This is a genomic window from Aeromicrobium sp. Root495, assembly GCF_001426755.1.
Classification (GTDB): Bacteria; Actinomycetota; Actinomycetes; order Propionibacteriales; family Nocardioidaceae; genus Aeromicrobium.
This window is the reverse complement of record NZ_LMFJ01000001.1, coordinates 653,285-658,366: the sequence shown is the minus strand read 5'-3', so window position 1 is coordinate 658,366 and position 5,082 is coordinate 653,285. Positions and strand designations below refer to the sequence as shown.

The following is a 5,082-nucleotide window of genomic DNA, read 5'->3' as shown; positions in this document are numbered from 1 at the left end:
CCACGACCACCACTGGGAACACCACATCGCACCCGACGGACACGTCGAGTGGAGACCACCCGGGCACAGCACCTGGCAGCGCAACCCCCGCTTCCGGCCGGCAGATCCGTGCTGACCCGTCAGAACCCTGCCGGTCCGTCACGACTCGGCGGTGGGGTCCTCCGGCCACGCATGCTTGGGGTAGCGACCCCGGAGCTCGGCACGGACCTGCTTGTAGGGGCCGGCCCAGAACGACTCGAGATCCGCCGTCACCGCGGCCGGACGGCGGGCGGGGGTGAGCAGGTGCAGCAGGACCGGGACCCGGCCTTCCGCCAGACGGGGCGTGGCGGTGCAGCCGAAGGCATCCTGGATCCGCAGGGCCACCACAGGCTGCTCCGTGCCCGAGTCGCCATACCTCACGGAGGCGGACCTCCCGTTCTGCAGGGTCAGTCGTTCGGGGGCCAGCTCGTCGAGCCGGCCGGCGGCCGGCCAGGGCAGCAGCCGGCGCAGGGCGCCGAGCACGTCGATCCGAGCGAGGTCGCGACCCTGTCGGACCCGAGCGAGGTCGGGGCCCAGCCAGGACTCGACCCCGGCCAGGAGGCTCTCGTCGCTCACGTCGGGCCAGGGTTCGCCGAGCGCCTGGTGGAGGAACGAAAGCCGCCGACGCAGAGCCACAGCCTTCTCGTTCCAGGGCAGGACGCCCAGGCCGTCACGCGACAGCCCGTCGGCGACCGCGGCGGCGACCGCCTCGGCCGGAGGCTCGTTCAGGGCCACGGACGACAGCTCGATCGCGCCGAGACGAATGACCCGACGCGCGACGACGCGACCCTCGGTCCAGGTCACCTCGTCGGACTCGCGCCACGACGCGGAGGCAGCGTCGAGGGCCGTGTCCTCGTCGATGGGAGCCGCCGAGCGGATGGTCGCGTCGCGCGCCCCCGAACGCCTCTCCGCGTCGGCGATCGCGATCCACGGCACGCCGGACAGGGCCGGGTCGGCGGTCCGAAACGAGGCGCCGGTGCCCGAGACCATGAGGTAGGACGAGCCGCCCGGACGCCGGCGCGCGATGCGCCCCGGGTGAGCGAGTGCCACCACGGTGCCGACCGCGAGGTCGTCCGACATGGAGGTGCGCGGCTCGTGCCGCCCCTCCCCCGGCACGAGCCGCTCGAGCCTCGGGACCGACTCCGACCAGGAGCGCGCCGCGGGGCCGCCCCGACGAAGAGCCCGCAGGGCCGCCACCAGGTCGCCCCCGGGCGCGCGGACGTCGTCAGCGAGCATGGCCACCACCTCAGCGGCGCGCCGTGCGCCTACCGACTCCGCCCCGTCCAACAGGGCCCGAGCCAGACGCGGGTCGGCGGGGACCTGGGCCATGGCCAGGCCCCTCCGTGTGATCGCTCCGGACTCGTCGATGGCACCCAGCTCGAGGAGGGTCGAGCGCGCGGACTCCACGGCAGCGGTGGGTGGCGTGTCGAGCAGCGCCAGCCCGGCGCCGCTGACGTCGCTCCACGCGGCGAGCTCGAGGCAGAACCCCGTCAGGTCGGCCACCGCGACTTCGGGGAAGGGATGGTCGGCCAGGAACCCGTGGTCGGCGCGGGACCAGCAACGATGCACGGCACCCGGCGCCTCACGTCCGGCGCGGCCCGCCCGCTGGTCCGCCGAGGATCGGCTGACCCGCACCGTGGCCAGGGAAGGCAGGCCGCGGACCTGGTCGGTCCGGGGCTCTCGCGACAGGCCCGCGTCCACCACGATCCGCACCCCCGGGACGGTGAGCGAGGACTCGGCCACGGCGGTGGACACCACGACCCTGCGGCGCTGTCCGGCCGCAAGGGCGAGGTCCTGCTCCCGGGAGATGAGTCGGCCGTGCAGGGGAAGGACGTCCACGCCGTCGAGACCGCCCAGTCGGCGCATCACGCCCTCCACCTCGCCCACACCGGGCAGGAAGACCAGGGCGTCGCCAGGATCCGAGGTCAGCGCGTGACGGACGGTCGCCGCCACGTGGTCGAGGAACCGCTGAGGCACCCCGCGCTCATCGGTGGGCAGCACCCCCGGAGGGGGAGCCGACCAGTGCTCGGCGACGGGGTGCAGCGCCCCCGGCACGTCGACCACAGGGATGGTGGTCTGCTCGGTCCCCCGCGCCATGAGGGCAGCCATGCGCTCGGACTCGATGGTCGCCGACATCGCCACGAGGAGGAGGTCGTCCCGCACCGTGGCCCTGACGTCGAGCAGGAAGGCCAGCGTCAGGTCGGCGTCGAGCTGACGCTCGTGGACCTCGTCCAGCACGACCGCGGCCACGCCGGGCAGCTCCGGGTCGCGTTGCAGCCGGCGCAGGAGCACCCCCGTCGTCACGATCTCCACCCGGGTCGCAGGTCCGACCTTGCGGTCACCTCGGACCGAGTAGCCGACCGTCTCGCCCACGGGCTGGTCCAGGAGGCCGGCCAGGCGCCGAGCCGCCGAACGGGCGGCGATGCGCCGCGGCTGGGTCACCAGAACACGGCCCCCCGCGCCGAGCGAGGTCACGAGGTCGGCGACGGCGGGCGGGACCAGCGTCGTCTTGCCGGTGCCGGGCGGCGCCTGGACGACGGCCACGCCACCATCGCGCAGGGCCTCGACGAGCGCCGGGAGCCCTCCGACGACCGGGAGGTCGGGCGGGTCGTCCAGCAGCTGCCGGACCGGGTCGGGTCGCACGCCGCCGAACCTAACGCAGTCCGACGAGCGACGGCTCAGCCCAGCTCGAGCGGCCAGACCTCCACCACGCCCTGGGCGACGGCGCAGGGAGCCTGGGAGGCGAGTCGCACGGCCTCGTCGAGCGAGTGCGCCTCGATGATCGCGAACCCGGCCAGAGGTAGCTCCGAGGAGAGGAAGGCGCCCTCGCGGACCTCGACCTCGGCGCCGTCGTGGTTCCGCACCTGCAGCGGAGCGTCGGCGCGACCGATGATCGCGCCGGCCTCGAGCAGGGCCGCGTCATGGCGGTGCGCTGCGTCGCGCACGCTCTGCGCGGTGCCCTCATAACCGGCCTCGTCGCCGTACCCGATGGTCAAGAACTTCGGCATGTGTCCCCCCGGATGTCCGTGGGGCTCACGCTACGGCCGGGCCGCGACGCACGCACCCGCGCGGCGCGGACGGCGACGGCGGCCGTGGCGAACAGGACACCGCTCGGCTCGTCCCCCGAGGACGAGCCGAGCGGCGTGGTGTCTCCTAGTCGCTCAGCGCCGACCGACGGCGGACCAGGAGCAGCGCACCGCCGGCGAGCAGGGCCAGCCCGACCAGCAGGACCGCCAGTCGGCCGCCACCGGTGTTGGGGAGCAGCCCGTCCACGAAGCCGGTGCGCGAGGACTTGTCGGTCGCCGAGGCCACGGCCTTGGCCGGAAGATCCTGGTTGGCCGACTCCACCTGACCCTCGGTGGGCGTCGGGTCAGCACTCGGGTCAGCACTCGGGTCGGTCGAGGACGCGTCGGGCGTCTTGCAGTCGTTGTCGATGATCGCCTGGGCGTCGGGGCCCCAGTTCTGGCCGGGGAACGAGACGAGCTTGCCCTGCTTGGTGTAGCTGAACGGCGGGATGATGTCGCCGGCGTGGTTGGTGTGTCCCGGCGTGATGGCGTTCACCGAGGTGGTGATGGCGTGGCCGTTGTCGGGGTTGCCCGGGGGGACGTGGCAGAACGTGATCTTCTTGTTCTCGTTCTCCGATCGCGGGTTGGCGTTGCCGTTGCCGTTGCCCTGGCCCGCGTTCCCGGTGGCGGTGCCGTTCGAGCCCGCGCCCTTCTTGACCTGGCCGGGCGCCTTGGCGCGGCCCTTCCCGTTGGAGTTCGCCGGCGGGTTGCCGCCCCGCGAGCTGTCCGGGTTCTTGGGCTTCTTGGTCTTCTTGGGCTTCGGCTTGGCCTTCTCGGGCTTGTCGGGCTTGTCGTCCTTGGCGGAGACCAAGGTCGAGGAGGCCGGCCCTGCCACCGCTGCGGGGGCGCTGGTGGCGGGCAGGAGGGTGGCGCAGACGAGGACGAGTGCAGTCAAGATCTTCATCGCGGGGTCCGATCGGGAGGGAGGTTGGGAGGGAGTGACACCGCACGGCCGACGGCTCGGCCGTGCGGTCTGATCACCTCAACGCAGACCCCGATCAAAAGTCACGCACAAGTTGCGCACAACTTCGTCATCCCGGAAGGACCGTCTCGAACGGCCCTGCAGCCCACGGCGGCACGAGCCGGTAGCGGCGCGATGCGCCACTGTGAAGGGAGGGGCCGCGCGGCACCCGCCGGTGTCTTCGGACCCCGGAGGACCACTGGTCGGGATGACAGGATTTGAACCTGCGACCCTCCGCTCCCAAAGCGGATGCGCTACCAAGCTGCGCTACATCCCGGTGCCGCTCACGCGGCGTGCGTCATCCTACGCCGGACCCTCGCCTACCCTGACGGCGTGGCAGATCCCGTGGTGCTCGTGGAACAGCTGCTCGCCTCGCGGCCCGCCGTGTGCGGGAGGACCCAGGTCGTGGCCGTCGACGGACCGAGCGGCTCCGGGAAGTCGGTGCTCGCAGCGGACCTCGCCCAGCGGACCGGCGCGACCCTTCTTCGGGTGGACGAGCTGGTGCCGGGATGGCACGGCCTCGAGAGGGTTCCCGGGATCCTGGTGCACGACGTGCTCGAGCCCCTCTCCGTGGGCGAGGTGGCCAGACCCGCTCGGTGGAGCTGGGTCCGCGACCGGCCCAGCAAGCCCATGGCGATCGAGCCACCGCCGGTCCTGGTGCTCGACGGGTGCGGCAGCGGCTCCCGGGTGGTGCGACCGTTCCTGAGCGTCCTCGTGTGGCTCGACGGACCTGAGTCGCTCCGTCGGGAGCGGGCGATGTCGAGGGACGGCGAGGCCTACGAGCCCTGGTGGGACGTGTGGGCGGCTCAGGAGCGTCGGCTGTTCCCCGCAGAAGGGACGGCGGGAGCGGCGGACGTGCGGGTGGAGGTCGAGTAGGCCCGCGCGCCGGCTCGATGTCTGGCATCCGCCGGGCCACCTGGTGCGGACGACCGCCCTCGACCGGCGGCCAAGCCGCGGCGGCCCATGAGTGACGCGTCCGCTCCCCAGCGGGAGGGCTACGCGGTGAGGAAGTCGAGCGGACGACGATCCCTCGAGCGG

General features: G+C 73.1%; 4 protein-coding genes and 1 tRNA gene. 1 reads left to right on the top strand and 4 read right to left on the bottom strand.

The window, feature by feature from the left end:
* Positions 1–138: 138 nt before the first annotated feature.
* The 4 genes from hrpB to ASD11_RS03415 all read right to left on the bottom strand — a co-directional run bounded on the left by hrpB (position 139) and on the right by ASD11_RS03415 (position 4,321).
* Complete coding sequence (gene hrpB, locus ASD11_RS03430; RefSeq protein ID WP_082554146.1) at positions 139–2,661, bottom strand: ATP-dependent helicase HrpB; 2,523 nt, start codon at positions 2,659–2,661, stop codon at positions 139–141.
* A gap of 35 nt (positions 2,662–2,696) precedes the next feature.
* Entirely contained in the window at positions 2,697–3,026 is a 330-nt protein-coding gene (locus ASD11_RS03425; protein WP_056283302.1) for a YciI family protein, read from the bottom strand.
* 145 nt (positions 3,027–3,171) lie between these two features.
* Complete coding sequence (locus ASD11_RS03420) at positions 3,172–3,987, bottom strand: LPXTG cell wall anchor domain-containing protein (protein ID WP_056283299.1); 816 nt, start codon at positions 3,985–3,987, stop codon at positions 3,172–3,174.
* A gap of 257 nt (positions 3,988–4,244) precedes the next feature.
* Positions 4,245–4,321, bottom strand: a tRNA-Pro gene (locus ASD11_RS03415).
* A gap of 56 nt (positions 4,322–4,377) precedes the next feature.
* Between ASD11_RS03415 and ASD11_RS03410 the strand changes: the two genes are divergently transcribed.
* Entirely contained in the window at positions 4,378–4,920 is a 543-nt protein-coding gene (locus ASD11_RS03410) for a (d)CMP kinase (protein ID WP_056283296.1), read from the top strand.
* Positions 4,921–5,082: the final 162 nt, after the last annotated feature.

What these genes read in the sequence shown, in the direction of transcription:
- ASD11_RS03425 (WP_056283302.1), bottom strand. Translation starts at nt 3,026, where the DNA reads ATGCCGAAGTTCTTGACCATCGGGTACGGCGACGAGGCCGGTTATGAG.
- ASD11_RS03420 (WP_056283299.1), bottom strand. Translation starts at nt 3,987, where the DNA reads ATGAAGATCTTGACTGCACTCGTCCTCGTCTGCGCCACCCTCCTGCCC.